Origin of the sequence: Allobranchiibius huperziae (assembly GCF_013410455.1) — a bacterium.
GTDB classification, from domain to species: Bacteria; Actinomycetota; Actinomycetes; order Actinomycetales; family Dermatophilaceae; genus Allobranchiibius; species Allobranchiibius huperziae.
This window is the reverse complement of the sequence record NZ_JACCFW010000001.1, coordinates 1,356,099-1,382,886: the sequence shown is the minus strand read 5'-3', so window position 1 is coordinate 1,382,886 and position 26,788 is coordinate 1,356,099. Positions and strand designations below refer to the sequence as shown.

Here is a 26,788-nt window from a genome sequence, read left to right as displayed (position 1 = left end):
GGATCCCGCGCCCCGTCGCGGCACGATGAACGAGTGCTAGCGATCGTGTGCCCCGGACAAGGCTCGCAGACCCCAGGATTCCTCGCCCCGTGGCTGGAGGTGCCGGGCTTCCCCGAACGACTCGCCTGGCTCTCCGCGGTGGCCGGGATGGACCTGGTGGCCCACGGGACCACCTCCGACGCCGAGACCATCAAGGACACGGCCGTCGCCCAGCCCCTCATCGTGGGCTCGGGGCTGCTCACCCTGCTGGCTCTCTTCGACCATCCCGCCGACGGCTTCCGCCTCGTCGGCGCGGGCGCCGGCCACTCGGTCGGTGAGATCACCGCGGCCGCCGCGGCCGGAGTGCTCTCCGCCGAACAGGCCATGGTCTTCGTACGCGAGCGTGGCGCCGCGATGGCCCAGGCGAGCGCCGTACGACCGACGGGCATGAGCGCCGTCGTCGGCGGCGACCCCGACGACGTCCGGGCGTCGCTGGCGGCACACGGACTGACCGCCGCGAACATCAACGTCGCGGGGCAGGTCGTCGCTGCGGGCACCCTCGAGCAGTTGGCCGAGTTGAAGGCCGCTCCCCCGGCCAAGGCGCGCGTGATGCCCCTGCAGGTCGCCGGGGCGTTCCACACCGAGCACATGGCGTCGGCCGTCGATCGCCTCGCCCACTTCGCGGGCGCCATCTCCACCCACGACTCGCGGATCCCGTTGGTGAGCAACAAGGACGGCCAGGTCGTGCACCAGGGCCGTGAGGTGCTGAGCCGGATCGTGTCCCAGGTCCGCAATCCCGTCCGATGGGATCTGACGATGGAGACGCTGGCGTCCATGGGCGTCACCGGACTGATCGAGATCCCGCCGGCGGGCACGCTGGTGGGCCTCGCCAAGCGCGGCATGCCGGGTGTGGAGACGCTGGCGCTCAAGACGCCCGACGACATCGACAAGGCGATCCGGATGGTCGGCGAGCACGGCGAACCCCACGACGGCGGCATCGCGCCGTCCTGGCGGCTGGTCATCTCCCCGAGCAAGGGCACGGTGGCGCTCGACACCAGCGCCGTGGGCACGACCGTGCATCCCGGCGACACGATCGCGCAGGTCACGACGCTGCGGGACAGTCACCCCGTCCTCTCACCCCACGGCGGTCAGGTCATCGAGTGGCTGGCCGAGGACGGTGACCCGGTCGCGCCCGGCCAACCTCTGCTGCGCCTGCACCCGACGGGCACCGGACGATGAGCGGTCCCGTCCCCAAGGGCACCGGCATGCTGCAGTCGTCGGTCGGTGCGCGGTACGCCGGGATGCTCGGGATCGGCGGCTACCGCCCCGAGCGGGTCGTCACCAACGACGAGGTCTGCACCTGGATCGATTCCTCCGACACCTGGATCCGTGAGCGGACCGGGATCATCTCCCGCCGCTGGGCGAGCGAGGAGCAGACGATCGTCGACATGGCCGCCGAGGCCGCCGCTCCGGCGCTGGAGATGGCGGGGATCACCGCCGACCAGCTGAGTGCGGTCATCGTCGCCACTGTCACCCACACCATGCAGACGCCCGCCGCAGCACCGATGCTCGCCACTCGCATCGGTGCGAAGGACGCCGCGGCGTTCGACATCTCGGCCGCGTGCGCCGGCTACTGCCACGGCGTCTCGCTCGCCTCGGACATGGTCCGCGGCGGAAGTGCCGAGTACGTCCTGGTGGTCGGCGTGGAGAAGCTGTCCGACATCACCGACAAACGCGACCGCGGATCGGCGTTCATCTTCGCGGACGGCGCCGGCGCTGCGGTGATCGGTCCGACCGACACCCCGGGGATCGGCCCCACCGTGTGGGGCTCGGACGGCGAGAAGTGGGAGGCCATCTCCCAGCGGGTCCCCTGGGACCGAATCGTCGCCCTGCAGCTGCAGGAGGCGACCACCGGGGAGCCGGCCGACTGGGTCGCCGCCGGAGCGATGGACGCCACCGAGGCCTCCACCCTCAAGATGGCCGGTCAGACGGTCTTCCGCTGGGCGGTCTGGTCGATGGCGCCGGTCGCGCAGCAAGCCATCGAGGCCGCCGGCATCACCGCCTCCGACCTGGACGCGTTCGTCCCGCACCAGGCCAACATGCGCATCACCGACGCCATGATCAAGCAGCTGAAGCTGCCCGCGGACATCCCCGTGGCGCGGGACATCGCCGAGACGGGCAACACGTCCGCGGCGTCCATCCCGCTGGCGACCGAGCGGATGCTGCGCGAGGGGGAAGTGCCCCACGGCGGACTGGCCCTGCAGATCGGCTTCGGCGCCGGACTCGCGTACGCCGCACAGGTCGTCCGACTGCCCTAGGCGCAGCACCACCACACAGACACCCGAGGCTCGGCGGGAAATCCGGGTCAGCCCAGATGAAAACCGTTGTAGCACAGCCTAATCAAAGGAGAACAGCATGGCGCAAGACGAGCAGCAGGTCCTGTCCGGACTCGCGGAGATCGTCAACGAGGAGACCGGGGTGGACGCGGCCGACGTGCAGCCGGACAAGTCCTTCACCGAGGACCTCGACATCGACTCGCTGTCGATGATGACGATCGTGGTCAACGCCGAGGAGAAGTTCGGCGTGACCATCCCCGACGACGAGGTCAAGAACCTCACGACCGTCGGCGACGCCGTCAAGTACATCCAGACCGCACAGGGCTGACCACGACCTTCCGGGTGGCCCGTCGACACGGGCCACCCGGACCGGTCGCACCCTTCGAGCGGCTTTCGAGCAGCACTGACCTTCAAGGAGTTTCATCCCATGACCGCAGACCGGCGCATCGTCGTCACCGGACTCGGTGCGACCACTCCCCTGGGTGGCACCATGACGCAGACCTGGGAGGCGCTGCTCGCAGGCGAGTCGGGAGCCCGTCCGCTGCCGCAGGAATGGCTGGACCGCTACGACCTCCCCGTCACCTTCGCCGCGACCATCAAGCAGCACCCCTCCGAGGTGCTCAAGAAGGTCGAGATCCGTCGGATGGACCCGTCGGCGCAGTACGCGATGATCGCCTCCCGTGAGGCCTGGGCCGACGCCGGCACACCGGAGGTCGATCCCGAGCGTCTCGGTGTCGCGATCGGCACCGGCATCGGCGGTGTGCACACCCTGCTCGACCAGTACGACGTGCTAAAGGAGAAGGGTCCGCGCCGGATCTACCCCCTGACCGTCCCGATGCTGATGCCCAACACCGCATCCGGAAACGTGTCCCTCGAGCTCGGCGGTCGCGCCGGAGCCCACACCACCGTGTCCGCGTGCGCCTCCGGTGCAGAGGCCATGGGCTACGCCGCCGCGATGATCCGCGACGGCCGCGCCGACGTCGTCGTCGCCGGCGGCACCGAAGCCGCGATCCACCCGCTGCCGATGGCCGGCTTCGCCGCGATGCGCGCGCTCTCACCCCGCAACGACGACCCGACCCACGCCTCGCGTCCCTACGACGTGGACCGCGACGGCTTCGTCATCGGCGAGGGTGCAGGCGTCCTGGTGCTGGAGTCCTACGAGCACGCCACGGCCCGCGGCGCCCGCATCTACGCGGAGCTGGCGAGCATCGGCATGTCGGCCGACGCCTTCCACATCACCGCCCCCGAGCCGGAGGGCGCGGGGGCCTCCCGCGCGATGCTCGAGGCCGTCGAACGGGCCGACCTGTCGCCGCGCGACATCATTCACATCAACGCGCACGCCACCTCCACCCCGGTGGGCGACATCGCCGAATCCAATGCCATCCGAAGGGCGTTCGGCGACGCGACCGACGACATCTCGATCACGGCGACCAAGTCGATGACCGGGCACCTGCTCGGTGCGGCGGGCGCGTTGGAGGGGCTGATCACCGTGCTCAGCCTTTACCACCGGATCATCCCGGCCACCACGAACGTGGACAACCTCGACCCCGAGATCTCGCTCGACGTCGTACGCGGTGAGCACCGCAAGCTGCCGGACGGCGACATCGCCGCCCTCAACAACTCCTTCGGATTCGGCGGCCACAACGTGGCCCTGACAGTGAAGAGCATCTGATGACGTCCACCGACCACGCACCCGCTCCGGCCCCCGTCGAGGAAGCGGACCCGCGCGACCCACTGACCCGGCTCACGACCTTCTTGGACGACGGCTCGCTCCAGCTCATCTCGCCACAGGACCGCAGCGGCATGCTCGCTGCCACCGGCACGGTGCGCGGCGTCCCGACCGTGGTCTTCGCCGCGGACCCGCGCATCCAGGGCGGAGCGCTCGGCGCCGAGGGCTGCGGCGTGATCGTCGCGGCGTACGAGCGTGCGCTGGCTGATGATTCGCCGATCGTGGGCCTATGGCACTCAGGCGGTGCGCGGCTGGCCGACGGTGTGGTCTCCCTCAACGGCATGGGCGAGATGTTCGCGATCATGACCCGCGCATCGGGCAAGATCCCGCAGATCTCCGTGGTGCTGGGCGCCGCGGCCGGCGGCGCGGCGTACGGCCCGGCGCTCACCGACATCGTCATCCTCGGCCCGGACGGGCTGATCTTCGTGACCGGGCCGGACGTCGTGCGTTCGGTGACCGGTGAGAACGTCACCGCCGCCCGGCTCGGCGGCGCCGAACCGCACGGCCGCCGTTCGGGCGTGGTGCACGTGGCCACCGAGACCACCGAGGAGGCCTACGACCGCGGCCGGCAGATGGTCAGCCTGCTGTCCGACCAGGGCAGGATGGATGTGCCGTCGGTGCAGGACCGCGACCTCGCCGCGACCTTCCCGGAGTCGGCCAAGCGCGCGTACGACGTGCACCCGCTCATCGCGGACGTGGTCGACGACGTCGAGGACTGCGTCGAGCTGCACCCGCGCTGGGCCCCGTCCATCGTGACCACCCTCGGTCGCCTCGGCGGCCGCACCGTCGGCGTGATCGCCAACAACCCGCTGCGCCTCGGCGGCTGCCTCGACGCGACGTCCGCGGAGAAGGCCAGCCGCTTCGTGCGGATGTGCGACGCGTTCGGCATCCCCCTCGTGGTGCTCGTGGACGTGCCGGGCTACCTGCCCGGTGTCAGCCAGGAGTGGGACGGCGTCGTACGACGCGGCGCCAAGCTGCTGCACGCGTTCGCCGAGGCCGTGGTGCCCCGGGTGACGCTGGTGACCCGCAAGACGTACGGCGGCGCGTACATCGCGATGAACTCCCGCTCGCTCGGTGCGACCCGGGTCTTCGCCTGGCCGACGGCGGAGGTCGCGGTCATGGGCCACGTCGCCGCCGTGCGGATCCTGCACCGGCGCCGCCTCGCGGAGGTCGACCCGGCCGAGCGCGTGACGGTCGAGAACGAGCTGGCCGAGGAGCACGCGGTCCTCGCGGGCGGTCTGCCGCGCGCGGTCGAGATCGGCGTGGTCGATGAGGTCATCGAGCCGACCAACACCCGCACTGCTCTCGCCACCGCCATCGCGGCAGCCCCGCAGCGACGCGGGGAGCACGGCAACATCCCGCTCTGATCCCGCGCCCCTCCGTCGAGGGGTACGGAAAACGGTCGAGGGGTGGCGATATATCGCCACCCCTCGACCGTTTCGCTACCCCTCGATGAGCAGGTGGCGCCAGGTCAGGACACCCGGTGCAGCCAGCGCACCGTGGCGCCGTCTCCGGCGTACCGGAAGGGCTCCAGCTCCTTGTCCCACGCGGTCCCGAGCAGCTCGGCCATCTCGGCACGGAACACCTCAGGGTCTCCCCCGCACTCCGCGAGGGCCGACCGGAGCCGGTCCTCGTGGATGACCGCGTCCCCCGACGTCGAGGTCCAGGTGTGGTGGATCCCGAGATTCGGGGTGTGCGCCCAGCGTGAGCCGTCGACTCCGGGGCTGGCTTCCTCGGTGACCTCGTATCGCACGTGGTCCCAGCCCCGCAGCGTGCTGGCCAGCCGGGCGCCGGTGCCCGGATCGGCCATCCAGGACAGCTCGGTGCGCACCATGCCGGACGCGACCGGCTGCGCGGTCCATTCGAGCGCGACGGACTGGCCCAGCACGCTCTCCAGCGCCCAGGCGATGTGCGGGCACAACGCGGTGGGGGCCGAGTGGATGAACACGACCCCGCGCGCGACGGCGCGACTACCTGCCACGGACATCCGAGCCTCCTTCACCATGAGGGACGTCTTCCCCAACGACCTACGGTGAAACGAGCCGACGGCATGCGTGGCGTACTGCAGATTCAATTGCCGCTCATTGTGCCCCATTCGTCACATGAGCACCAGGTTTAACGTCCGATCGTTCTCCGAGCGGTCACGGCGCCGAATCGGGCACGTTCGGTGACGCGGCGTACGCCTGGATGGGGGTCATCGCGATGCCGTTGATCTGCACGGTCGCCACCTGGGCGACCTGGGCGCAGCCCACCGCCTTGTCGACGGTGGTGGCGTAGTCGGTGCCGCTGCTGGTGGCGCCCGTGGTGGGCGTCGTGCCCTCCCCCGGCGTCGTGCCGCCGCTCGGCGACGGGGTCACGCTCGATGAGGATCCCGAGGTCGATGAGCTGCCACCCGTCGGGGTCTTCTCCGGCGAGGCGGTGAGCGAGGTGTCCGACTTGATCTTGGCGAAGAGTGCGGCCGCGTTGCTCGCCGGCACGACCTCGGCCTGGTTCTGCGGGTCGGGGATGTTCGGCATGGTGGTGAACGTGATGCGCTTACTGGGGATCTTGTTCAGCTCCTTGGCCAGCCCCGTGAGCTTGCCGATGTCGCCCAGACCGTTGTCGACCGTGACTGCCTTGGTCGCCGCGTTCGCGAGATCGTAGAGACGGACCGGGTTCGCCAGCGTCGACGCGCTCTCCATCTGACGCAGCATCGCGGACAGGAAGAGATGCTGGGCCACGGTGCGACCGATGTCGCTACCGTCACCGAAACCGTGCCGCGTCCGCAGGAACTCCAGGGCCGACTTGCCCTTGAGGGTGTGCGAACCCTTCTTGAGCTTCAGGTGGGAGTAGGTGTCGTAGACGTCGTGGTTGACGCACACGTTCACTCCGCCGACCGCGTCCGACATCGTGACGACGCCGGAGAAGTCGATGACCGCGAAGTGGTCGATCGGCACCCCCGTCAGGTTGTGCACCGTCTGCAGCGTGCAGCTCGGGCCGTACTGCAGGGAGCTGTTGATGCGCTCCTGGTGTGCGGCGACGGGCTGCCCGGTCGCTGGGTCCGTGCACTCGGGGATGTCGACCACGGTGTCCCGCGGGATGCTCATGATGGTGGCGTTGCTGCGGTCGGCGGAGATGTGCACGAGCATCTCGACGTCGGCGTTCGCTGCCAGCGACGTGGCGCTCTTGCCCGACGCCGTGCTCGTCGATGCCTGACATCCCCCACCGATAGCGCAGTCGGCCGAGCTGCCTCTGGTGTCCGACCCCATGACGAGGACGTTGATCGGGGCGCGGCCCTTGGCGTCTGTCGTCTCGGTGCCCACCAGGCCCTTGGGGATCGCGACCGTGCGGATGTTGCCGTTCAGGTGATGTACGACCAGCGCGCCGGCCGCGACGATGACGACCATGACCGCGGCCAGACCGAGCAGGATGCGCCGCCTCAGATGGGTACGCCGCAGCGCGGCCCGCTCAGCCGCCGCGGACCGATTGCCGGTGGCGCCGGCGGGCCGGCCCTCTCGCGGTGCACCGTCTCGCGGTGCACCGCTCGGCCCGCCCGCCGACTCGCCGCGGGGGCGGGGGCGGGGCAGCCGCGCGCCCGGCCCCTGGGCGTCCGGTCCCTTGCGTCCGTCGTCACTCATCGGCGACCCACCGCCGTCGGCAGTGGGTCAACGAGATGTCCGCGTAGGCGCGGGCGGGAGATCATGAATGCGGTGCTTCCTGGCAGAGGTCGATGAGCAGTGGCGTGAGCCCTGGGCACGATAACCATCGAACCTTTCCGTGGCTCTCAGGTTGGCGGCGGTTCGCGAACGCTTCGTGCGCGATGCCGCGGGACTACGCAGGAGCGAGGGTGACAGGGCTCACTCCCGACCCCCTGTACGCCCGCCGTGCGCACCCTGAGCACCGCGACCGCGTTCGGTGCCTCGCCGGGTAGGGTGCGTGCGCTGGGGGCGGTAGCTCAGCTGGTCAGAGCAGCGGACTCATAATCCGTCGGTCCTGGGTTCAAGCCCCAGCCGCCCCACTCGGATGCGCGCGCAGAAGCGTTCCCACCTGCGCGTCGGGCTGTCAGCAGCCGTCGCTGCCGGCTGGCGTCACCGTGTCGGGCGCCGAGCCGGACACGGCGCGGTTGTACACGGCGAACACCTCGGACGTGAAGGACGAGCTGTAGGACGTGTAGGAGTAGCAGCCACCCTGGTGCAGGCCGCCGATGACGCCGCGGACCGCCTTGAGCTGTGAGCCGGGGATGGCGGACAACCACGGGCTGCCACTGCTGCCGCCGACGTAGCCGTCACAGTTGAAAGCGGGATAGCCGTCGGTGAGATAGGTCGGCACGGTGCAGCTGACGGGTCGGCTGGCACCGCCGTTGTAGGCCACATCGGTGATCTCGGTCCCGGGTTGCGGAGCCGTGGAGAGCACGTTGCCGCCGGTGAGGTCCTGCACCTGCACAGTTCGCCAGCCATGGCGCTGCCCCGCGACCTGCAGGATCGCGTAGTCGTACTGCGTGTCGTGCACGCTCTTCCAGCGCGGTGCGACGTAGGCGCGCTCGACCTTCCACACGCCGTACGGCGCCGGCCGGAGCGCGGACGTCCCGTCGTAGGCGGGCACGAACAGCCACCCGGCCGCGGTGCCCGATACGCAGTGGCCGGCCGTCAGCAGCAGGTCATGGGTCGGGCTGGCGATGACGCTCGCCGTGCAGCTGTGCCGTCCGGGGAATCCGTCCGTGAAGAGCGTTCCGACGGTGGGTACGCCCGGGGAGGTGGTCGCCGTCGGCGTCGTGGCGCGTGCGGAAGGCACGGAGGACGCGGCGGACGCCGGTGCGGTCGCCGCACCGAGCACGGTCCCCGCGGCGCCGAGCCCGGCCGCGATCGTTGCGATCACACGCTTCATCGGTGTGCTCCTGTTCAGGTACACGGACGGCCGCCCCGCCTCGGGCTGCCCCTGAGGGCAGTCGGGCGTCGTCATCGAGCAGTGGGCATGACGAGGCGAGTCTCCCGCAGACTGCGGCCGAAGCGTGGGAAATGGGCAGGTCGATCGCGCCTGAAATCGCGAGGAAGAGTTATCGACGCCGGCTTGTCCGCCGTGACGCACGCCGCGACCGAGTCGTCGATGTGGTGGCAGACCAGCCCAGGTTCCGGGCTGCTGCTCGGCGGTTCGCGCGGGCTCTCAGCCCTGCGAGGCCTTGCTCTCGTCGGTGGACTCGGTGATGCCGAGGCCATGCTTGTTGCCGGTGCTCAGGATGCCCGAGAGCGTGCTCTCCAGGGTGGTCAGCGATCCGTAGTCACCGCTGGTGATCTTGCCTTCGAGGTTGGTGAGACTGGTGACCGCGCTTTGGATCGGCGCGGCCAGGTCCTTGCACAGGGTCGGGTTGGCCTCGACGTTCTTCTTGGCGTTGTTCATCAGATGCAGGTCCAGCCCGGCCACCGCGGCGCCCTTGACGACCGCCCGGATCCGGCCATGGGAGCCCTTGTGGAACGTCCCAGCCTTGTACGGCTTCCAGATCCAGCGGTGGAACGTGCCGACGGTCAGGCCGATATCGGTGACGAAGCGGGTCTTGGCGAACGAGCGTGTGTTGGAACTCGGACAGCTCGCGGCCGCATTCGTGGGGCTCGCCGCTGAACTGGCGGCGGTGCTCGAGCCGCTGGAGCTCGTGCTCGACGCGGCCGAGGAGCTGGTGGAGGAGTCGGCTGCTCCCCCGGACGACGACGACCCGGAGCTCGAGTTGTTGCAGCCGGCGACCAGGGCGAGGCTGAGGAGGGCCGGTACGGCGACGACGCGAGAAAGAGGCATGATCAGCTCCCTGTTCGGCCAGGACTTGTTCGATCCGCTTTGCGTAGGTGCTTCGGACGTTAGAAGTCACCCCTGAGCGAAAGCTGCGAACGGCGCGGCCGGCCGGTGGCGTTCCGGGCCCGGGGGCACAGACCGGTCCGCTCGTGGTGAGCACCCGCTGCGAGCGCGGGGCTAGACCCGCCGAGTCGATCGGTGCCGTAATGACGCGGAGACGTCCGGTCGGTCTACCGTGTCGTTGGTGACGGCCTCCTGCCGAGGCCTGATGTCCGGTCATCATCCTGACCGGGTCGCACGAAAGGTCCAGCAGTCGTGAAGCGTCGACTCACCACATCCCTCCTCGCGGCGCTCATCGCCGTCCTCGCCACCCTGGCCGTGTCGGCACCGAGCGCCCGAGCCGCGAGCACCCTCCCGTCGATGTCGGTGGCCCCCTACGCGCTCCTGCCGACCAAGACCGCTCTCTGGGTGAGCGTGCCGTCCGGCACGGTCGTGACGGTGCGGCACGCGGGCGGCTCGCTGATCGGATCCAGCACCTCGGTGACCGGCCACGCCCTGCTCGTCCTCTGGCAGCCGAGCGGGTCGCGCAACTCGTACGTCGTCACCGCGCCGGGCTACGCCACGTCGACCGTCGAGGCGAGTACGTCGGCCACGTCCTTGGCGGGCGCGCTGTGGCGAATGACCAACAAGCGCAACGCGTTGCCGTCGACCTACGCGCCGTCAGGGCTGCAGACCGTCGGCTCGCGCCAGCTCACCGCCAGCGCGGCGACCGCCGTGAGGCAGCTCATCGCCGGCGCCGCGGCCGCGGGGCTGACCACGGGCGTCAACAGCGGGTACCGCTCCTACGCATCGCAGAGCGCGCTCTACGACCAGGACGTGAAGCAGTACGGGCAGAAGGTGGCCGACAACCTCGTTGCGCGCCCGGGGTTCAGCGAGCACCAGCTGGGCCTGGCCGCCGACCTCACCAATGCCCCGTGCACGAATGCGTCATGCACCACGACTACCGCCACGGGTCGGTGGATCGCGGCCAACGCGTGGCGGTACGGCTTCATCCTCAGCAACGCGGTGGGGAAGACCGCAATCACCGGATGGCAGTCCGAGCCGTGGCACGTGCGATACCTCGGCACTTCCCTGACCGCCTACGTGCACGCACGCCAGATCGTGACCGAGGAGGACCTGTTCGGACTGCCGGCCGCCCCGACGTACTGATCCCGACGCGCCGGGATCGGCACGTCGGGATCGGGGATGGTGGGGGTCGAAGCTCAGACGGCGACGTCCTCTTCCAGCTCCTCCTCGGTGGCGGAGTCCAGCCGACCGGTGGAGCGGTCGACGTGCGTGCCGGTCGCCGTACGACGCGCACGGCGCTGCTCCACGGCGTACCCGAGGCCCAGGCAGGCGATGCCGAGCACGAGCCATCCGAACAGGATCGCCAGCGGTCCGCCGAGGCCGACGGCCGGGAAGTAGAACATCCGGCGCAGCGTCTCCACGAACCCGGCACCGATCCAGAAGTGGTGCAGCCAGCCGAAGAACGCCGGCTGCAGGACGGGTGAGAAGACTCCCCCGGAGCTCGTGAAGTTCAGTGCGACGAAGACGGCGGAGTAGAGCAGCGTGCTGAACCGTCCGACCAGCGGGTGCAGTCCGACGCCGACGAACATCACGGCCGCCGTGTAGAGGATCGACAGACCCCAGACGGCCGGGACGTGACCGCCGAACATGTCGTAGCCGAAGTGGGCGACGGCGAGCTCGGCCGTCGAGAGCACCACGGCAGCACCGGCGGCAAGGCCGACGCGGTCCCGGAAGCGCCGGGAGGCGGCTGCCGCACCGATGGCGATCGAGGTCGCGTAGGCGCCGACGGTGAGCGCGACGAGGAAGAAGAAGCCGTTCTGACCAATCGGGTCGCCCGCGGTCACGGGTGCCACGTCCTTGACCGACAGCGGCACACCCTGTTTGAGAGCGACCGGCGAGAAGACCTGTGTCACCACGGTCTTCGTGCTGTCTGAGGCGGCCGACCCGGTCAGGAGGACTGCCTGGTGAGCTCCGGGCACGTACGCGCCGGAGAGGTCGAGCTGCTGGATCTCGCGGGTGGCTTCGGCCGTGTTCGGCACGACCCGCACCGTCGCCGCGTCACCGACAGCATGCTGCAGCGCGTCGGCGATCGGCTGCGCCTGCTGCGTCGTCCCCACGACGGCCAGCGGCACGTTGTGAGGTGCCGGCTTGTGGAAGCCGCCGAGGTACGCCGCTGCCATCACCAGGCCCATCACGATCGGCACCAGCACATGGGACAGCACCGTCTTCATCGGCACCACCTGCTGCGGTCCGCTCACCTTCACCGTTCTCCTCCTACTACCGTCCGAGTCTGAAGTTGGTAGATGCAACTTCTGTATCTATAGTATGCCTATGAAGACGGAGAGCAAATCGCGCGACGAGCCATTACGGGTCGTGCTCGTCGAACTACGTTTTTTCGCAAGGAGATTGCGGCGCGAGTGGAGCACCAACGTGCCGGAAATCACATTCGCGGAGGCAACGTTGATGTCCGCGGTCACCGCACGACCACACCCGACCGCTGTCGACGTGGCGGCCGATCTGCAGATCGACAAGTCCACGGCGAGCCGGCAGATCGCCGTCCTCGAGCAGCGCGGACTCATCGAGCGGGAGGCCGCTCCCGGTGAACGCCGCGCGCAGTGGCTGAGGCTCACCCCCGAGGGCCGCCACATCCTGCAGCAGTCGGACACGGTGCGGATCGAGGCGATCCGGGACCGTGTGAGTGACTGGACGGACGCCGAGGTGACCCAGTTCGCCGACCTGCTGAGGCGCTTCAACGCGCGCTCCAGCTGAGCGTCGGCATCCGCGATCGGCCCACTGCGCATTTCGTGCGCCCCAGATGGCACACGATCACATCCGTATCGCACCATGCGCAGTTGGCGGGTGGGGGCGATCGGTGAGGTGTGGACAACCCATGAAACCCACACCGCGGAGGAGGGGATGTGGATAACCTCAGTTCGAATACTCAACGTTCGCAGATGTATTCGCCGGATTACCCTTTACATCCTGGTTCGAACACGCGTATGATCCATGGTATACCGATGACGTGAGGATCAGCAGCTCGAGGAGGGGCCATGGCGCAGTCGACAAGCGACCCGCAGGCGCCCGCCGCACCGGGGACCGGTGCCCGGTTGATGGGCCTGCTGAGTGAGTTCAAGACCACGTTGGACGAGTGGCCCGGTGCACTGCACCAACTGGATGAGACCCAGCTGGGCGACGTCGTCGGGTCGATGCTGCAGATCGGAGCGCGGGGAGAGAACGTTGCCGCCCTAGCGACGGCGGACGCCCTCGGTCGGGGCACGGTCGCCAACTCCACCGCGACCGGGGCACCGGCCTGGGTCGCCCAGCAGGCCCGTGGTGTCGACCCCGTCGTCGTGCGCCGGGTCGGGGCTGTCGGGATGGACTGCGCCGACCCCCGCAACACCGTCGTCGCCGACGCCCTCGCGAGCGGGGCGGCGACCGTCCCGGTGGCGGCGGCCGCACTGCGGGAACTCCCCCAGATCCTGCCGCAACTGCCCTGCGCGGATCGCGACGACCTGCTCGGGCGGTACCTGTCGCTAAGCAGCTTCGGACCCCGCGCCCTACGCGAGCTCAGCACCCGGATCCGCGGCGAATACGCCCCCGAACACCTCGTGCGGGATGAAGAACGCCAGCAGGACTGCGAATCGGTGCACTGGGCCGACCTACCCGGTGGACTGACGAGGTTCGTCGCCGAACTGTCCGGCGGGCACGCCGCCGCCGTCAAACACGCCCTCCGCGCGCTGTCCGCACCCGCGCCCAGATCGCAAACCAGCCCCACCGACACCGACGAGGCGGGCTGCTCCGACACCGGCGACCCTGGACGTGCGACGGGTGCAGGTCCACTGCTCGAAACCGGGACCGGTGCGCCCGAGCGGGACACCCGCACCCCCGCCAAACGCCGCGCGGATGCGCTGGTGCGGCTGGTTGAGACGGCCGCAGGCGTCCTCGACGGCACCGCCGGTCGGCCCGTGGGTGAGTTCGGCGGGACCGCGAAGATCCTGGTCACCCTGGACTACAACACGTTGTACGAAGGGCTTCAGGAAGCTGGTTGGATCGGCCAACACGATCCGAACAACCGCCAATCCCCACCGACATACCTACCCGGCATCGGACACACCACCGACGGGGAGTACCTCGATGCCGGCACCCTGCGACGACTCGCCTGCGACGCCGATCTCATCCCGACCGTCCTCGGCACCGACTCCGAACCCCTCGACGTCGGGCGCGCGAAACGCCTCTTCACCGGAGGACTACGCACCGCGATCATCCATCGAGATCGGCACTGCACCTTCCCCGGCTGCGACCGACCACCGGACTGGTGCGACGCCCACCATGTGACGCCCTGGTGGGCCGGCGGAGAAACAACCCTTACCAACGCAGCACTGCTCTGCGCCAGACACCACACCATCGTGCACCGCGACCTACTGAGCGCCCACGTCACCACCACCGGAGTCACCTGGGACCCCACCCCCGGCCTGATGCCCACCCGACCCAGCCGGGACCCGGCGGCATGACCGGGCAGCGCCGCCGGACCGAACGACCTGCGGCATGGTTCACACCCAGCGGCCCGCCGATCGTGGTCGGGCGGAGCAGCCATAGCGATCACCACGCTGCCGCTGTCCATGGTGGCCGCCTCGGGGATCAGACGGCGTCGCCCTCCACCACGGCGTGGGCGACCGGCAGGTCCTGGGCGGCGGTCGCATCGAGCTGGCCGGCCTGCACGTCACGCCGACTCGCCGCGAGATAGGCGACGAGCACGACGATGAGCAGGGTGAGCACTCCGGTGACGACACCGTCGCCGTACCCCAGGCCTGCACCGAACGAGTGCGGCTTGCCGAACCAGTCGGCGAAGGACGCCCCCAGCGGGCGGGTGAGGACGTACGCGGTCCAGAACGCCGCGATGGCGCCCAGCCCGAGGAGCCACGCCAGCAGCACCACGAGGATCGCCGCCCCGAAGAGCACACCGGACGCGAAGAACCCGAGGTGCATCGTGGTCGCGGTCAGGTCACCGGCGGCGGTCCCGAGGGCGAAGGTGAGCAGCACGGTCACCCAGTAATAGGTCTCCCGGCGCTTGGTGGTGATGCTGTGGATCGACAGCGTCCCCTCGCTGCGATGCCACCGGTGGAAGACGAACGCGAGCGCCAGCGCGTAGATCGCCGTGGTCACCGTGTACGGCAGCGCCAGGACGATGTGCAGGCCGTCGGCCACCATCGTGCCGAACAACGCGACCATCGCGACCGCGAACCAGTACGTCCACGCGCGGTAGCGGGTGCTGCGCAGCTGCAACGTCATGCCCAGCGCGAATCCTCCGACCCCCAGCACACCGGCGAGGACGAGGCTGATGCCGCCGAACCAGTCGGACGCGGCCTCCCCCATGCCGGTAGTGAGCACCTTCACGACCCAGAAGAGTGCGGTGATCTCGGGGACCTTGGCGGCGATCGGATCAGGCCTGCGGAAGACGGTCGGTCGCGTACGGGGCTGCGGTGTCGGCACGCGGAGAAGGTAAGCGGCACCGACTGAGAGATCACTGGGTGATCTCTCAGTCGTGCGGAGCCGCCGGAAGCACCTGCGGGGCGCCGATCAGCCAGGCGAGCAGCGTCGCGGTGATCGACTGCGCACACAGCAGACCCACCAGGACGACGATCTGGAAGCGAGCGGCACTCTCGGCGCTGGCTCCGCCGAGCAGCGCGCCGACGAAGGCGCCGGGCAATGTCACCAGACCGACCGTGCGGGTCTGGTCTAGGGCGGGCACCAGCGCCTCGTAGACCGAGGTGCGCGCGACGTCCCGCGCCGCCTGTCGCGGTGTCGCGCCGATGGACAGCCACGCCTCCACCTCGTCGCGGCGATCGTGCAGCCCGCGCGCGAACCTGCGCCCGGTCAGCGTGGCCACGGTCATCGCGCCGCCGATGACGATCCCACAGACGGCGACCAGGGTGCGCACATCACGGGTCAGCGTCGGCATACCCACGATGATGGCGACCGCCACGGACACCCCCGCGCCGATCGAGGCGACGACGGCCCGCATCGCGTTCAGCTGGCCTCGCAGACGACGTCCGGCCGTCCAGCACGCCACCGTGAACATTACTGCTATCACAGCGATCACGGTGATCGGCGCCGCGAAGACGCCACGCAGTGCCAGTGCGATGAGGGCCAGCTGCACGACCGCCCGCGCGGACGCGGTCACCACGCCGCGGACGTGTGGGATCGCGGCCTGTCGCAGCACGACGCACGCGATGGACAGCAGCAGGATCAGGCCGAGCGCGAGTCGCCCGTACTCCCCCACGTACGAACCCGGCGTACCCAGGACGAGGTGTGGCAATCCCTGCAGGGTCTGCAGGGTCATGCGGCGATCTCAGCCGATGCGCAGGCGCACCACGCGAAGATGGTCCGGTGATCCGGTTCCCGCGTGGCATCCGCAGCCGCCTGACGATCCTGGCGGCCGTCGTCACCGCGCTGCCGCTGCTGATCGGTGTCCTGGTGGTCGCCAACCTGCTGCAGCGGTCCCTGACCGCCAACCTGCAGCACGAGACCCAGCACACGGCTGCCGCGGTCACCTCGGCCGTCGCCCGGTCGGGGCCGTCCGGTGTGGCGGGAACGACCTCGAGTGTCAGCCCGGGCACCACCGTGCACGTCTTCGGCTCCGACGGTCGCGTGGTGGCGGAGTATCCCCGCGAGAGTCGCTGGACCGGCGAGGTCGTTCCGGGCGACGGCACCATCGTCCGGGGCAACAAGGGCTACTGGCTGCCCGGTGATCTCGATCAGCCGCTCAGTGTGCAGGCACGCACGACGTACGGCGGGCAGCAGTTCACGGTCCTGGTCCAGGCGTCGCAGGAAGCGCAGCACGAGGCGGTCAGCGAGGCGGCCAAGCTCGTCCTCATCTGCATCCCGTTCCTCGTCGGTGGGGCGGCCGCCCTGGCGTGGGTGCTCACCAGCCGGACGCTGCAGCCGGTCGAGGCGATCCGGCGGCAGGCCGAGCGCATCACGGCCCGCAACCTGGACGAGCGCCTGCCCGTCGGACCGGCGAAGGACGAGGTCGCGACCCTGGCCACGACCATGAACGAGATGCTGCACCGGCTCTACACCGCGCAGGAGTCGCAGCAGCGGTTCGTCGCGGACGCCAGTCACGAGCTGCGCTCCCCCGTCGCGACGCTGCAGGCCGCACTGGAGATCGCCGCCACCGACGGCCACCGGGTCTCGACCGAGAACGCCGGTCTGATGCGCCGCGAGGCGGACCGTCTGCAGGAGCTGATCGACGGGTTGCTGCTGCTGACCCGCAGCGACAACAGGGGTCTCGTGCTGCGCGATCGCGACGTCGACCTGGACGACATCGTCTTCCACCACGCCACCCGGCTGGCGTCGACGACCGATCTCACGGTGGATTCGCAGCTCTCTCCGGCGCGGCTGCAGGGCGATCCCGAGCGACTCGACCAGGTCGTGCGCAACCTGACGGACAACGCGGCCCGGCACGCCCGCTCCTGGTTGCAGGTGCAGACGGTGGCCGGCGACGACCACGTGCTGCTCACGGTGGGCGACGACGGCACGGGCATCGCTGAGGAGGATCGCGCACGCGTCTTCGAACGCTTCGTGCGCCTGGACGAGAGCCGCACCCGCGAGGTCGGCGGCTCCGGGCTGGGACTCGCGATCGTCCGGGAGATCGTGCGCGCGCACGGCGGGACCGTGCAGGTCGATCGCAGCGCGCGCGGCGGGGCGCAGTTCACCGTGCGGTTGCCCTATACGTCGGCGACGAGGCGGTAACCGACGCCGCGCACCGTCTCCAGGGTGTGCAGGTCGAAGGGTGTGTCGATCTTGCGACGCAGGTAGCCGATGTAGACCTCGACGATGTTGCCGTGGTCGGCCAGCGGCAGATCCCACACGTCGTCCAGGATCTGCGACTTGGTGAGCAGCTGCCCCGGGTGCCGCATGAAGAACTCCAGGAGCGCGAACTCCCTCGGCGTCAGGTCGATCTCGCTCTCCGCGCGGTGCACCCGATGCTGCGCGGAGTCCAGGCGCAGTCCGCCGACCCGCAGCGGCGCGTCCACCCCTGCTCCGCCGCGCCGGGCCAGGGCACGGAGCCGGGCGACCAGCACCACGAAGCTGAACGGCTTGGTCAGGTAGTCGTCGGCCCCGAGCTCGAACGCGTCCGCCTGGTCCCACTCGCCGTCCTTGGCCGTCAGCATCAGGATCGGCGTCTGCGCGTCGTGCTCGCGGATCGCGCGCACCACGTCGTACCCGTTGAGACCGGGCATCATGATATCCAGGACGATCACGTCGTACGCCGTCTCGCGCGCTCGCCAGACCGCGTCCCTGCCGTCGTGCACGGTGTCCACGGTGAAACCGCGTTCGCGAAGTCCGTTGGTGACGACGGTGGCGAGGCTCTGTTCGTCCTCGGCGAGCAGGACGTGGAGGTGGGGCACCGTCACATCCTGGACCCACGCGGCAACCGGGCGCCGTCGAAACGACCACGGACCCGATCTTCGACCGGCCTCAGCAGACCGGCCGTGAGCAGGACCGCGCCACCGGCGATGAGCGGAGACCCCACCACATCCCCGAGATAGTGCGCACCCAGCAGCAGTCGGGTCAGGCCGACCAGCGCGATCAGTGGGATGCCGACCAGCAGCACCCACGACCGAACGGCGCGGTTGCCGCGCACGGCGACCGCTGCGCCGATCACGATCCCGGCGGCGAGAGCGGTGTGACCGCTGGGGAAGCTGTCGGCGCCGTGCTCCACGACGAGCGCGTGGATCGCGGCGGTCGGTGGCCGGTGGCGGTGGAAGGCCACCTTGCACACCGTGACCGAGAACCAGCCCACGATCGCCAGTCCCAGGAACCAGGCGGCGGTGCCGCGATCGATCAGCCACCACAGGACGGCCGCGAGTGCGAGCAGTAGGAAGGGCCCCACCAGGGGCGAACCGACGACGTCCACCAGTCGGGCGAGCGCGACTCCGGCGACGTTGCGGTGCCGGGACAGGTCTGCATCCAGAGCGTATTCGCCGGTGTGCCGCGCACCGGTCGAGGTCACCCAGACGCCGATCAGCAGACCGAGAGCCACCATCGAGGCGCCCCAGGCCAGGAGCCTGCGGTCGATACGCTCCGGCGCGGGGCCGGGGCGTCGACGAGCGGGGACGAGGAGCAGCACTCCGTCAGATTGCCCCGGTGCCCCTGTGGGGTACCTGAGCATCCTCGGGGTGACGACCGACGACCGGGAAGGGCGAACGTCAGGTGACCCGCAGCTGCGCCTCGTCCAGGCTGCCGTCGATGATCTCGACGGCGACATGCGATAGCGGCCGGCCGTTGCGGCGGGCATACGTGCGCATGGCCGCGAAGGCGTCGAGCACGGACACGCCGTGGCGTGCGGCGAGCATGCCCTTGGCCTGCTCGATCACGACGCGGCTGTTGAGCGCCCCCTGGAGCTGCTCGGCGAGGATCTGCTGCTGCTGTACGGCGCGTTCCTGCAGCAGTCCGATGGTGGCGATGTCCGCCAGACCATGGCCCAGTGCAAGGTCCGCATTGGACAGATCGCCGGGTCTCGCCAGGAAGAGGTTCATTGCGCCGATCACCTCATCGCGCAATCGCATCGGAATGGCGTGGACCGAGGTGAAGTTGCCCGCTCGTACGGCGGCACCGAATGCCGGCCAACGCTCCTCGGCCGTTGCGGGGTCGATATTGGTGATCGGCTTGCCCTCGCGATAGGCATCGAGACAGGGGCCCTGATTGTGCTGCAGTTCGAACAGTTCCAGGGTGCGCGTCTCGTCCGATGAGGCGGCGAGCAGGTGCAATTCGCCCCGCTGGTCGGCCAGCATCAGACCGGCCGCGTCCGCGTGGAGGAGTTCGACGGTCGTGCTGGCCAGGGAGTGCAGAAAGTCGATGACATCGAACTCTGCCACCAAGGTATCGGCCAGATCGACGAATGCCTCGACGAGGCGTTCCTGGGTGACCATGGGGGGCCGCCTTTCATGCGGGGTACGCGGTTCAATGATCTCACTCATGAGTCCTTGCCATCCGGCTCGAAGCGAAGGTTTCCGGAGACGACGTCGCGTGCGACGTCCACGATGCTGCGTCCGTCGCTGTAGGCCCGGGCGCGGAGAACGAGCAGCGCCTCGGCCAGACCCACTGCGGCCTGGACGGCGATCATGCCGGTCGCCTGATGCACCTCGGGACGGTTGTGGTGGGCCAGCAGCAGGTCGGGGTGCAGTTCGCCCTGATTGTTCATCTGCTCCTGCAGGTAGAGCAGCAACCTGGTGGCGGCGTCGCTGAAGGAGAGGGCGTCCCGGAAGGTCTCGGAGCTGAGCGGACCGGGGACGTCGCGGTAGAGATCGAGCACACCCAGGCGGATCGCACCGACCTGCAACGGGAACGCGAAGATCGCCTCGATACCGGCCTCCAGCACCGCGGGCCCGAACGCCGGCCACCTCGCGGACGCGGTCTTGCGCAGGTCGGGTTGCAGCACCGGTCGCATGGCGGCCGATGCGTCGACGCAGGGCCCCTCGCCAAGGTCGAACTGCAGGTCCTCCATCGTCTTCGCCAGCCCGTCGGTGGCCGCGACCAGGCCCTCCGGACCGCGCTCACTCATGAGGGCCAGTCCGACGCCGGTGACCTGCAGTGATGTCGCGCAGGTGGCGCAGAGGGCCTCCGGAAGGGTCGCCCTACCGTCAACGGTGCTGGCGGTGGACTGCAGGTCGGCCAGGATGCGCTGCACCTTGTCCATCTGCACCCCAGTTTTCTATCGGCGTCATCTGTTCCGGTCGAACCGACGCCAAGGACCGGGGTCGTCACTACGTGCCCCGGAGACTAGTCCGCGCACCGTGTTTTGTCCTGGCTCGGGTGGGTCCTTCCTGGATCAACGGTTGACACACCCTGGATGCGGTGCAGACTTGATAGCGAGGTCACATATCGCGTGGCCTTACTGCCCCGGACCCGGCAGCCCTCTTTCCACGGCAAGCCAGACGGGGAATCGCCGATCCTTCGACCGAATTCGTCAATCAACTCGGTGTCCTCGACGCGTCTACCCATCCGCTGACTGCCGCGGCAAGGCGCCTCTCGACGAAGGACAGTCCATGACAGAGCACTGGCTCACGACACCGGCTCCACCACCCCGCCCGTCACCATGAGCGGCCAGTCCGTGCAGGTCCTCACCCCTGGTGCGAGGAACGGACCACAGCGGGTCGAGGTCATCGCGCAGGCGGTGCTCGCCACCCCTGGCGTGCAGGGGCTGCACGCCGGCAAGGAACACGTCGTCACCTATCTTCCGACGCGCCAGGTGCGGGGCATCCGCGAGGTCGAGTACGGATACGACGTGCACGTGGTGCTGGCCCGGGACTGCCACCTGCTGCTCACGGTGGAGGCCATCCGAGCCGCGGTGCAGGCGCTGGCTCCCGGTCGCGTCGACGTGACCGTCGAGAACGTCACCGCGCGACGTCGGGCGTCGTCCCGATGAGGTGCCCACCGGCGTCTGCTCATGCCTCACGTGAACGCGAGGTGCGCACCGTCGCGCTGCTCCAGCGTGCGTCCAGGACGGCCAACACCCGCGTAGCGGAGAGACTGCGGTCGGATGCGATCCAGGAGAACCTCGCGTTGGCGCACGCGATCGCCCGCCGCTACACGGGGCTCGGTGCCGAACTGGAGGATCTGCAGCAGGTCGCGTCGCTGGCCCTGGTCATGGCGGTGGCACGTTTCGAGCCGTCCCGAGGGTCACCGTTCGCGCCGTACGCCCGGGTCACCATCGACGGGGAGCTGAAGAGATATCTGCGCGACCACGGCTGGGCGGTGCGCCCGCCCCGCAGCCTGCACGACACCTACCACGAGGTGCGGCGCGCGACCCAGGACCTGACCCAGTCCCTCGGCACGACACCGACGGTGGGAGACATCGCCGAGCATCTGCACATCAGCCCTGAGGTCGTGCGTGACGCGCAACGGGTGGGATCGTCCTACACCGCCACCTCGCTCGACGCACTCCTCGGTGTGCACCCGGACTCCCAGCCCGGCGGCCAGCTCAACCTGGGCAGCGTCGGCACTGTCGACGCCCTGCTCACCGCGCTGGTGCTCAGGCAGAGCATTCACGAGCTGCCGCCCCGCGACCGGTTGATCCTGCAGCTGAGGTTCGAGCAGGAGATGACCCAGTTGCAGATCGGGAATTGTCTGGGCATCAGCCAGATGCAGGTCTCGCGCACGCTCGCCGCGATCATCGAGAGGCTGCGGGTGTGCCTGGACGAGGACGCGGAGCGGGTGCCCGCCTAGCGACGCCCGCCGGGATCGACATCGACGGGTGTCCCGACCCAGCGGGCCGCTTCGCCATCGCCGAACGGCGTTGCGCCGTTGAAGGATCCGAGGTGCAGCAGTCGGCCGTCGGCACCCGGCTCTATACGGCCGTGCGCGTCCAGTCCCGCGGCGACCGACGGACTCCGGGTCGCCGCCCGCACCGCGACCGGCACGGACATGCCTGCCTCGACACACCGGCGTACGGCCGCCCGCATGGTGAGAGTGCTGCCCGCCAGCGAGGCATCGCGCGCGAGCCGGGCCGTCCCGTCGGTCACGACGACGGCCTGCCCGCCGAGTTCGTGTCTGCCGTCCGGCAGCCCGGCCGCGCTGATCGCGTCGGTGACCGCCACGAGCCGGTCGGACGCTGCGCGTGCGGCCATCCGCAGGACGGCGGGGTGCAGGTGGATGCCATCGGCGATCACCTCGCACCACAGCCCCCGGTCCAGCGCTGCCCCGACGGGGCCTGGCTCTCGGTGGTGCAGCGGTCGCATGCCGTTGAAGAGGTGTGTGGCGACCGTGGCGCCCGCCTCGATCGCCGGCAGGCACTGCTCGTACGTCGCGTCGGTGTGCCCCAGCGCCACGGTCACGTCCCGACGGAGCGCCGCGCGGACGAGGTCCAGTGCCCCGGGGAGTTCGGGCGCGACCGTGATCATCCGCAGCGTCCCGCGCGCGGCCTCGACCAGCCGCTCGAACGCCGGCATGTCGGGGAGGATCAGGTGGGCAGGGTTCTGCGCGCCGCAGCGCGCGTGGGAGAGGAACGGGCCCTCCAGGTGGGCGCCGCGAACGGCCGTGTCGCCCGCCTCGACCACGTCCGCGACGGCCTCCAGCTGTGCGCACAGGTCGTCCAGGGATGCGGTGACCAGGGAGGCGAGCATCGCCCCGGTGCCGTGTCGCGCGTGGTAGCGCGCCGCGTGGCGGATCGACTCCGGGTCGGCGGACGCGACGTCTCCGCCGCCCCCGCCGTGGCAGTGGATGTCGACGAAGCCGGGTGCCACCCAGCCGTCCGCGAACTCGAGATCGGCGCGTCCCGACGGCGTGCCGGCACCGACCGCGCGTACGCGAGCGTCTTCGATCCGCACCCAGCCCTCGGCCCCGTCGGGCACCGCGTCGCCCGCGCCGAGAAGACGCGCCGCATGGATCAGCACTAGGTCGTCCTGGTGACCTTGTTCAAGCCGCGCGGACGGTCCGGGTCGTAGTGCCGCGAGAGCGCCAACTGCAGCGCGAGCTGCTGCAGCGGCACGATCTGCGCGATGGGCGCCAGCTGCTCGTCCATGCCCGACGGCAGCAGGATTCGGACCGGTGCGCCGGCGGCCGTCTCCTGCGGTGCGATGAGACACACGTCCGCGCCGCGCTCTGCGAGCTGGTCCAGCACCGGCTGGAGCATCCGGGCACCCTGCCCGGCCGGGCTGATCACGATCACGGGCCGGTCCTCGTCGACCATCGCCAGGGGCCCGTGCAGCAGGTCTGCGCCGGAGAACGCGTGCGCCGACAGATAGCACGTCTCCATCAGCTTCAGCGCGCCCTCGCGGGCGGTCGGGTAGCCGAACCCGCGGGACGTCGTGACCAGCCGGTCGACGAACCGGTACCGCGACGCGACCTGTGCCACCTCGGGACGGTCCAGTGCGCCGGCCACCCACTCGGGCACCCTCGCGGCCGCAGCGGTGTCGCCACCGGACCAGGACTGCACCAGGAGCCACAGCCACAGCAGGCTGGCCGAGTAGGTCTTGGTCGCCGCGACCGACTCCTCCGTGCCGGCGAGCAGGGGCAGGCGCAGCTCGGCCGCGTCGGTCAGCGGGTTGTCCTCCACATTGGTCAGGGAGATCGTGAGCGCTCCCTGTTCCCGGGCGACCCGCGTCGAGGCCACCAGATCCGGCGAACCGCCGGACTGGCTGACCGCTATCCACACCACCCCTCGCAGATCCGGGCGCGCGTCGTAACCGGTGTAGGTGGAGGTGGAGACCAGCCCGGTGGGCAGACCGAGCCGGGTCTCGATGAGGTACTTCGCGTAGAGCGCCGCGTGGTCGGAGGTGCCGCGCGCCACCAGCAGCACCGCGCGGGTGTCGTGCGATCGCAGCCGCGCCACGACGGGTGCCAGGTGATCGGCGTACGACGCAAGGATGCGCTCGAGCACGCGCGGCTGCTCGGCGATCTCGGCAGCCATCAACCGCCCCGGCGCGTCGACAGCGGCCTGGAGTGAGGTGCTCATGCGTGCAGGTTCCGGATGTGGTTGCGGATCGGTGCGTAGTGCTCCTCGATGGCACTGCGCAGTCGCTCCAGGTCGCCGGCCGCGGCCGCATCGACGATCTCCATGTGCGCGTTGGCCGTGCGCAGCCAGTCGGCCGGCGCGACGTCCAGGCTCGGCGCGACCCTGGCCTGCACCTCCCAGAAGGCGCCGGTCAGCTGCACGACGAGGTGGTTGCCGAGGGGCTCCAGCAGCAGGAGGTGGAAGTGCCGGTCCTCCTCGATGTACGGCTTGCCCTGCTTGGCCAGGGTCTTCATCTGCCGGGCCAGATCGCCGAGACCCTTCTCCTGCTCGGCGGTGAAGCTGTCGATGATCGGCCGGGCGAAGCCCTGCTCCATCAGCTGGCGGATCGAGACCAGGTCGGCAAGCACGGCGTAGTCCGTGCCGCTGCTCAGCATCGAGCGGAACGCCAGGCTCTCGATCATGGCGCTCAGCGACAGGCGGCCCACGAAGGTGCCGTGCCCGTGCCGCACCTCGACGATGTCCAGCGCCGTCAGGGTGCGGATCGCCTCCCGCACGCTCGAGCGACTCGCGCCGATCGCCGCCGTCAGCTCCGCCTCGGTGGGGAGCGGATCACCGGCGCGCAGCCGGTGATCGAGGATGTAGGACTTGATCCGTTCGACGGCCTGCAGCTGTGCTGACTGTGGCCGGGCGACCGCCGTGGTCATGGGTCCTCCTGAGGTGTGGGGTGGATAACGAGAGCATACAAGATGATGTCCGATGTCAGACGTCTGATGTATGCTGCTTCACATTCCGAGCTCAGCCGCCCTGCCATGGAGGCACCATGACCCGCAAGCTTGCCCTCGACCCTGCCGGCCTGACCGGTACGACGCGCCGCACCTTCCTGCGCTATACCGGCACGCTGAGTGCCGCCGCCGCCATCACCGCCGCGGTGAGCGCGTGCGGCCCCGACTCGGGCACCAGCAACGGAGCGGGCGGCGCCGGCACCTCCGGGTCCGGCGAGATCGACGCCACCCTCGCCTTCACACTCTCCAGCGGCTTGGACCCGGTCAACGCATCCAGTGCGGTGGCCACGGCCGCCAACCAGCACGTCTTCGAGGGCCTGGTCGACCTCGACCCCATCACCCGGGCGCCCTACCTCGCGCTGGCCAAATCGCAGCCGACCGCGAGCGCCGACGGCACGACGTGGACGGTCACGCTGCGCGACGGCGCGACGTTCTCCGACGGCAGCCCTGTGACCGCCACCGATGTCGCCTGGTCCTTTACGCGCGCCCAGGATGCGACGACGCTGATGTCGCAGTTCATCACCTTCATCTCCTCGGTGAAGGCCAAGGACGCCACGACCGTCGAGTTCACCCTCAAACAGCCCTTCACCTTGTTCCCCAGCCGCATCTCGGTGATCAAGATCGTGCCGAAGGCCAAGACCCTGAACGCCGCCGCGAGCAAGACCTTCGACACCGCGCCCGTCGGCAGCGGTCCGTGGAAGCTGCTCACCGCGGATGCGAACAACGGCCTGACCTTCGCGGCGAACACCGGCTACAACGGCTCGCGCAAGGCCAGGGCGACCCGGATGACCTGGCACACCACCACGCAGGCGGCGACCCGGGTGGCCGACCTGCAGAGCGGCCGGTCGCAGGCGATCGAGGCCGTCCCCTACATCAACGTCAAGCAACTGCAGGGCAAGAAGGACGTCGAGGCCAAGCAGGCGTTCAACCAGATCTTCCTGATGTTCAACTGCTCGGCGAAACCGTTCGACGACAAGCGGGTCCGGCAGGCGCTGCACTACGCCGTCGACACCGACTCGCTGATCCGGACCGCGTTCCAAGGGTTCGCCTCGGCTGCCGACAGCTACCTCGACCCGGCGAACGCCGACTACCAGAAGGCATCCACCGTCTACTCCTACGACAAGGCGAAAGCCAAGGCGCTCCTCGCCGCGGCCGGGGTGTCCGGCCTGTCGATCGAGCTGGTGACCACCGACGCCGCAGCGGTGACCGACACCGCCCCGCTGATCATCGACGCGTGGAAGCAGATCGGCGTACGCGCCACCCTCAACACCGCTCCGTCGTCGTCGGTCTACGCACCGGCGCCGGACGGCCTGGTCTCCAAGCCGACGTTCCGGGCACTGCTGGCGTCCGGTGACCCGTCGGTCTTCGGGACCGACACCGACCTGCTGCTGCGCTGGTTCTACTTTGGTGAGACCTGGCCGCAGGACCGCTACCACTGGGACGCCGCGTCGCAGAAGAAGGTCGCCGGCCTGCTCGATCAGGCATCCAAGGAGTCGGACAAGTCCGCGCAGAAGGCCCTGTGGAAGCAGGTGCTGGACTTCGTGGCGGAGGAGGCGCCGCTCTACCCGGTGCTCCACACCAAGATCGTCACCGGCTGGGACAAGAAGAAGCTCACCGGCTTCGAGGCCGCGCCCACGACAGGCCTGTACTTCCTCGGCGCCTCCCGCTCGTGACGACGATC

The 26,788-nt window shown here is 69.7% G+C and carries 26 protein-coding genes and 1 tRNA gene; 13 read left to right on the top strand and 14 right to left on the bottom strand.

Translation table 11 applies throughout. The features are described from left to right. Positions 1 to 33: 33 nt before the first annotated feature. The 5 genes from HNR15_RS06625 to HNR15_RS06605 all read left to right on the top strand — a co-directional run bounded on the left by HNR15_RS06625 (position 34) and on the right by HNR15_RS06605 (position 5,411). Positions 34 to 1,218 carry an acyltransferase domain-containing protein gene (locus HNR15_RS06625; protein ID WP_179480169.1) on the top strand — a complete coding sequence of 395 codons (1,185 nt, stop codon included), beginning with the start codon at positions 34 to 36 and terminating at the stop codon, positions 1,216 to 1,218. Then, positions 1,215 to 2,297: a beta-ketoacyl-ACP synthase III gene (locus tag HNR15_RS06620; protein ID WP_179480167.1), complete on the top strand. Its 1,083-nt coding sequence runs from the start codon at positions 1,215 to 1,217 to the stop codon at positions 2,295 to 2,297. Before HNR15_RS06625 ends, HNR15_RS06620 begins: the two co-directional genes overlap by 4 nt. Before the next feature lie 97 nt (positions 2,298 to 2,394). Then, positions 2,395 to 2,643: an acyl carrier protein gene (locus HNR15_RS06615; RefSeq protein ID WP_179480165.1), complete on the top strand. Its 249-nt coding sequence runs from the start codon at positions 2,395 to 2,397 to the stop codon at positions 2,641 to 2,643. A gap of 99 nt (positions 2,644 to 2,742) precedes the next feature. Then, positions 2,743 to 3,987: a beta-ketoacyl-ACP synthase II gene (gene fabF / locus HNR15_RS06610; RefSeq protein WP_179480162.1), complete on the top strand. Its 1,245-nt coding sequence runs from the start codon at positions 2,743 to 2,745 to the stop codon at positions 3,985 to 3,987. Further along, entirely contained in the window at positions 3,987 to 5,411 is a 1,425-nt protein-coding gene (locus tag HNR15_RS06605; RefSeq protein WP_179480160.1) for an acyl-CoA carboxylase subunit beta, read from the top strand. Before fabF ends, HNR15_RS06605 begins: the two co-directional genes overlap by 1 nt. Positions 5,412 to 5,515: 104 nt before the next feature. On the opposite strand, the gene HNR15_RS06600 is transcribed toward HNR15_RS06605, so the two are convergent. Then, positions 5,516 to 6,031: a DUF3145 domain-containing protein gene (locus HNR15_RS06600; protein ID WP_179480158.1), complete on the bottom strand. Its 516-nt coding sequence runs from the start codon at positions 6,029 to 6,031 to the stop codon at positions 5,516 to 5,518. Positions 6,032 to 6,185: 154 nt separating this feature from the next. After that, positions 6,186 to 7,661, bottom strand: a complete 1,476-nt coding sequence (locus HNR15_RS06595) for an LCP family protein (RefSeq protein WP_179480156.1) — start codon at positions 7,659 to 7,661, stop codon at positions 6,186 to 6,188. 306 nt (positions 7,662 to 7,967) lie between these two features. Between HNR15_RS06595 and HNR15_RS06590 the strand changes: the two genes are divergently transcribed. Further along, positions 7,968 to 8,041: transfer RNA gene (locus HNR15_RS06590), tRNA-Ile, on the top strand. Positions 8,042 to 8,085: 44 nt separating this feature from the next. On the opposite strand, the gene HNR15_RS06585 is transcribed toward HNR15_RS06590, so the two are convergent. Further along, positions 8,086 to 8,907 (bottom strand): trypsin-like serine peptidase, encoded by an 822-nt coding sequence (locus tag HNR15_RS06585; protein ID WP_179480154.1) that lies wholly within the window; start codon positions 8,905 to 8,907, stop codon positions 8,086 to 8,088. A gap of 276 nt (positions 8,908 to 9,183) precedes the next feature. Next, complete coding sequence (locus HNR15_RS06580; protein ID WP_179480152.1) at positions 9,184 to 9,807, bottom strand: hypothetical protein; 624 nt, start codon at positions 9,805 to 9,807, stop codon at positions 9,184 to 9,186. Positions 9,808 to 10,116: 309 nt separating this feature from the next. On the opposite strand from HNR15_RS06580, the gene HNR15_RS18790 reads away from it, so the two are divergent. Further along, a complete protein-coding gene (locus tag HNR15_RS18790) occupies positions 10,117 to 11,010 on the top strand; it encodes a D-alanyl-D-alanine carboxypeptidase family protein (protein ID WP_179480150.1) in 894 nt (297 codons plus the stop codon). Between the two features lie 53 nt (positions 11,011 to 11,063). On the opposite strand, the gene HNR15_RS06570 is transcribed toward HNR15_RS18790, so the two are convergent. After that, positions 11,064 to 12,125, bottom strand: coding sequence for an ABC-2 transporter permease (locus HNR15_RS06570; protein WP_343048446.1), 1,062 nt, complete (start codon positions 12,123 to 12,125; stop codon positions 11,064 to 11,066). A 73-nt stretch (positions 12,126 to 12,198) separates the two neighbouring features. On the opposite strand from HNR15_RS06570, the gene HNR15_RS06565 reads away from it, so the two are divergent. Continuing rightward, on the top strand, positions 12,199 to 12,636 hold the full coding sequence (locus HNR15_RS06565; protein ID WP_179480148.1) for a MarR family winged helix-turn-helix transcriptional regulator: 438 nt from the start codon (positions 12,199 to 12,201) through the stop codon (positions 12,634 to 12,636). Between the two features lie 281 nt (positions 12,637 to 12,917). Next, on the top strand, positions 12,918 to 14,378 hold the full coding sequence (locus HNR15_RS06560; protein ID WP_179480146.1) for an HNH endonuclease signature motif containing protein: 1,461 nt from the start codon (positions 12,918 to 12,920) through the stop codon (positions 14,376 to 14,378). A 127-nt stretch (positions 14,379 to 14,505) separates the two neighbouring features. Here HNR15_RS06560 and HNR15_RS06555 read toward each other — a convergent pair whose 3' ends face one another. Beyond that, entirely contained in the window at positions 14,506 to 15,357 is an 852-nt protein-coding gene (locus HNR15_RS06555) for a COG4705 family protein (RefSeq protein WP_218883582.1), read from the bottom strand. Positions 15,358 to 15,403: 46 nt separating this feature from the next. Next, positions 15,404 to 16,207: an ABC transporter permease gene (locus HNR15_RS06550; RefSeq protein ID WP_179480144.1), complete on the bottom strand. Its 804-nt coding sequence runs from the start codon at positions 16,205 to 16,207 to the stop codon at positions 15,404 to 15,406. A 47-nt stretch (positions 16,208 to 16,254) separates the two neighbouring features. On the opposite strand from HNR15_RS06550, the gene HNR15_RS18785 reads away from it, so the two are divergent. Continuing rightward, positions 16,255 to 17,619: an ATP-binding protein gene (locus tag HNR15_RS18785; RefSeq protein ID WP_179480142.1), complete on the top strand. Its 1,365-nt coding sequence runs from the start codon at positions 16,255 to 16,257 to the stop codon at positions 17,617 to 17,619. On the opposite strand, the gene HNR15_RS06540 is transcribed toward HNR15_RS18785, so the two are convergent. From HNR15_RS06540 to HNR15_RS06525, 4 genes are all read right to left on the bottom strand, one after another. Further along, complete coding sequence (locus HNR15_RS06540; RefSeq protein ID WP_179480140.1) at positions 17,595 to 18,278, bottom strand: response regulator transcription factor; 684 nt, start codon at positions 18,276 to 18,278, stop codon at positions 17,595 to 17,597. The two genes, HNR15_RS18785 and HNR15_RS06540, sit on opposite strands and share 25 nt — an antisense overlap. A gap of 2 nt (positions 18,279 to 18,280) precedes the next feature. Continuing rightward, a complete protein-coding gene (locus HNR15_RS06535) occupies positions 18,281 to 19,000 on the bottom strand; it encodes a phosphatase PAP2 family protein (protein WP_179480138.1) in 720 nt (239 codons plus the stop codon). 79 nt (positions 19,001 to 19,079) lie between these two features. After that, positions 19,080 to 19,850, bottom strand: a complete 771-nt coding sequence (locus HNR15_RS06530) for a GAF and ANTAR domain-containing protein (protein WP_218883581.1) — start codon at positions 19,848 to 19,850, stop codon at positions 19,080 to 19,082. Next, entirely contained in the window at positions 19,847 to 20,569 is a 723-nt protein-coding gene (locus HNR15_RS06525; protein WP_484477005.1) for a GAF and ANTAR domain-containing protein, read from the bottom strand. The genes HNR15_RS06530 and HNR15_RS06525 overlap by 4 nt, the downstream gene beginning before the upstream one ends. A gap of 399 nt (positions 20,570 to 20,968) precedes the next feature. Between HNR15_RS06525 and HNR15_RS06520 the strand changes: the two genes are divergently transcribed. Then, a complete protein-coding gene (locus HNR15_RS06520) occupies positions 20,969 to 21,298 on the top strand; it encodes a hypothetical protein (RefSeq protein WP_179480134.1) in 330 nt (109 codons plus the stop codon). Positions 21,299 to 21,339: 41 nt separating this feature from the next. After that, complete coding sequence (locus HNR15_RS06515) at positions 21,340 to 22,098, top strand: sigma-70 family RNA polymerase sigma factor (protein WP_179480132.1); 759 nt, start codon at positions 21,340 to 21,342, stop codon at positions 22,096 to 22,098. Here HNR15_RS06515 and nagA read toward each other — a convergent pair. Genes nagA through HNR15_RS06500 form a run of 3 tightly spaced genes read right to left on the bottom strand, consistent with a single transcriptional unit; the run spans position 22,095 to position 25,029 of the window. Further along, positions 22,095 to 23,264, bottom strand: a complete 1,170-nt coding sequence (nagA, locus tag HNR15_RS06510; protein ID WP_179480130.1) for an N-acetylglucosamine-6-phosphate deacetylase — start codon at positions 23,262 to 23,264, stop codon at positions 22,095 to 22,097. The two genes, HNR15_RS06515 and nagA, sit on opposite strands and share 4 nt — an antisense overlap. Then, positions 23,264 to 24,325, bottom strand: coding sequence for an SIS domain-containing protein (locus HNR15_RS06505; RefSeq protein WP_179480127.1), 1,062 nt, complete (start codon positions 24,323 to 24,325; stop codon positions 23,264 to 23,266). The genes nagA and HNR15_RS06505 overlap by 1 nt, the downstream gene beginning before the upstream one ends. Further along, complete coding sequence (locus tag HNR15_RS06500) at positions 24,322 to 25,029, bottom strand: FadR/GntR family transcriptional regulator (RefSeq protein ID WP_179480125.1); 708 nt, start codon at positions 25,027 to 25,029, stop codon at positions 24,322 to 24,324. The genes HNR15_RS06505 and HNR15_RS06500 overlap by 4 nt, the downstream gene beginning before the upstream one ends. A gap of 116 nt (positions 25,030 to 25,145) precedes the next feature. Between HNR15_RS06500 and HNR15_RS06495 the strand changes: the two genes are divergently transcribed. Beyond that, complete coding sequence (locus tag HNR15_RS06495) at positions 25,146 to 26,780, top strand: ABC transporter substrate-binding protein (protein ID WP_179480123.1); 1,635 nt, start codon at positions 25,146 to 25,148, stop codon at positions 26,778 to 26,780. Positions 26,781 to 26,788 lie beyond the last annotated feature (8 nt).

Excerpts from the sequence above, each read along its gene's own strand:
- HNR15_RS06585 (WP_179480154.1), bottom strand. The coding sequence starts at position 8,907 with ATGAAGCGTGTGATCGCAACGATCGCGGCCGGGCTCGGCGCCGCGGGG.
- HNR15_RS06595 (WP_179480156.1), bottom strand. The coding sequence starts at position 7,661 with ATGAGTGACGACGGACGCAAGGGACCGGACGCCCAGGGGCCGGGCGCG.
- HNR15_RS06525 (WP_484477005.1), bottom strand. The coding sequence starts at position 20,569 with ATGGACAAGGTGCAGCGCATCCTGGCCGACCTGCAGTCCACCGCCAGC.
- HNR15_RS06505 (WP_179480127.1), bottom strand. The coding sequence starts at position 24,325 with ATGAGCACCTCACTCCAGGCCGCTGTCGACGCGCCGGGGCGGTTGATG.
- HNR15_RS06600 (WP_179480158.1), bottom strand. The coding sequence starts at position 6,031 with ATGTCCGTGGCAGGTAGTCGCGCCGTCGCGCGCGGGGTCGTGTTCATC.
- HNR15_RS06620 (WP_179480167.1), top strand. The coding sequence starts at position 1,215 with ATGAGCGGTCCCGTCCCCAAGGGCACCGGCATGCTGCAGTCGTCGGTC.
- HNR15_RS06560 (WP_179480146.1), top strand. The coding sequence starts at position 12,918 with ATGGCGCAGTCGACAAGCGACCCGCAGGCGCCCGCCGCACCGGGGACC.
- HNR15_RS06580 (WP_179480152.1), bottom strand. The coding sequence starts at position 9,807 with ATGCCTCTTTCTCGCGTCGTCGCCGTACCGGCCCTCCTCAGCCTCGCC.
- HNR15_RS06565 (WP_179480148.1), top strand. The coding sequence starts at position 12,199 with ATGAAGACGGAGAGCAAATCGCGCGACGAGCCATTACGGGTCGTGCTC.
- fabF (WP_179480162.1), top strand. The coding sequence starts at position 2,743 with ATGACCGCAGACCGGCGCATCGTCGTCACCGGACTCGGTGCGACCACT.
- HNR15_RS06500 (WP_179480125.1), bottom strand. The coding sequence starts at position 25,029 with ATGACCACGGCGGTCGCCCGGCCACAGTCAGCACAGCTGCAGGCCGTC.
- HNR15_RS06615 (WP_179480165.1), top strand. The coding sequence starts at position 2,395 with ATGGCGCAAGACGAGCAGCAGGTCCTGTCCGGACTCGCGGAGATCGTC.
- HNR15_RS06520 (WP_179480134.1), top strand. The coding sequence starts at position 20,969 with ATGAGCGGCCAGTCCGTGCAGGTCCTCACCCCTGGTGCGAGGAACGGA.
- HNR15_RS06550 (WP_179480144.1), bottom strand. The coding sequence starts at position 16,207 with ATGACCCTGCAGACCCTGCAGGGATTGCCACACCTCGTCCTGGGTACG.
- HNR15_RS06530 (WP_218883581.1), bottom strand. The coding sequence starts at position 19,850 with ATGAGTGAGATCATTGAACCGCGTACCCCGCATGAAAGGCGGCCCCCC.
- HNR15_RS06605 (WP_179480160.1), top strand. The coding sequence starts at position 3,987 with ATGACGTCCACCGACCACGCACCCGCTCCGGCCCCCGTCGAGGAAGCG.
- HNR15_RS06495 (WP_179480123.1), top strand. The coding sequence starts at position 25,146 with ATGACCCGCAAGCTTGCCCTCGACCCTGCCGGCCTGACCGGTACGACG.